Source organism: Poinsettia branch-inducing phytoplasma str. JR1 (genome assembly GCF_000309465.1).
Lineage (GTDB): Bacteria > Bacillota_I > Bacilli_A > Acholeplasmatales > Acholeplasmataceae > Phytoplasma > Phytoplasma pruni.
The window spans coordinates 1-910 of the sequence record NZ_AKIK01000119.1 but is presented as its reverse complement, the minus strand read 5'-3'; the positions used below and the strand labels follow the sequence as shown (position 1 = coordinate 910).

Annotated in this window: 1 protein-coding gene and 1 pseudogene; both read left to right on the top strand. The window is 25.1% G+C overall.

Annotated features, from left to right (window positions below):
* A pseudogene (locus ON17_RS02585) lies at positions 1 to 201 on the top strand (toprim domain-containing protein); the annotation flags it as partial.
* A 62-nt stretch (positions 202 to 263) separates the two neighbouring features.
* Positions 264 to 527, top strand: a complete 264-nt coding sequence (locus tag ON17_RS02580) for a DUF2963 domain-containing protein (protein WP_017191945.1) — start codon at positions 264 to 266, stop codon at positions 525 to 527.
* Positions 528 to 910: the final 383 nt, after the last annotated feature.

Sequence of the window (910 nt, the reverse complement as noted above, 5' to 3'; positions counted from 1 at the left end):
CCTTATGAAATTAGACGCATTTTGCCCCCTTATGACAAAACTTGTAAAGATGTTGATGATTTATTACGACAATATGGGAAAGAAGCTTATCAAAAATGTTTTTTAGATCCATACATCTCATACGAAGAGGCTGAAAAGAAACAAATAATAGATTTAGCCATTCATTTCTTTGGTGCAGATAAAGTTGAAGTCATAACATAATGATTTATTATAAAATACCAATTAAAAAAAATACCAAAACAAATTCAAAGGAGAAAATAAAAATGAAAAAACAAAAATTTAATCAACAAAAACAATTAATTAAAGAAATTTTTTATTATTCAAAAAATAAAAAATCTCATATGCATGAATATAATCCAAATACCAAGGAAATGATTAAATTCATTCAATATTATCCCAACGGCAGAATCAATTATATAGCTGAATGGAATAAGTCTGGCAATGAATTAATTAAAGAAACTTATTACAATTCAAATGGTAGTTTACTTTGGAAGGAAGATTATTTAATTGATGATAAAAACAAATAAGAACAATTTCAAATATCATCCCAAAATGGTTAAAAACAATTCCAAAAATTGCACTTAACTTTTTGAGTTGAATTATACCATTACCTAAAATGACTACCTCCAAAAATCTCGCATTATTGGTCTTAAAAATTAGCACGTTTTTTTTATTCAAATTATCAAAAACAACCTAAAAAACACAATAATCAAAAAACTTTGTCAAAAATGATTTGTTACAAAAATCAATTTTTTTGAACTATTTTTTTAAACTAATAATTCTCAATAGAAAGTAGAAAACAAAAATATGAACAACAACTTCGATCAAGGAATTAGAATCGGTGGATGGAATACCAAAACCGCCCCTAGTGATTTAGAACAAATCAAAAAATTTTTACAAACTTTAAAAC

Excerpts from the sequence above, each read along its gene's own strand:
- ON17_RS02580 (WP_017191945.1), top strand. The coding sequence starts at position 264 with ATGAAAAAACAAAAATTTAATCAACAAAAACAATTAATTAAAGAAATT.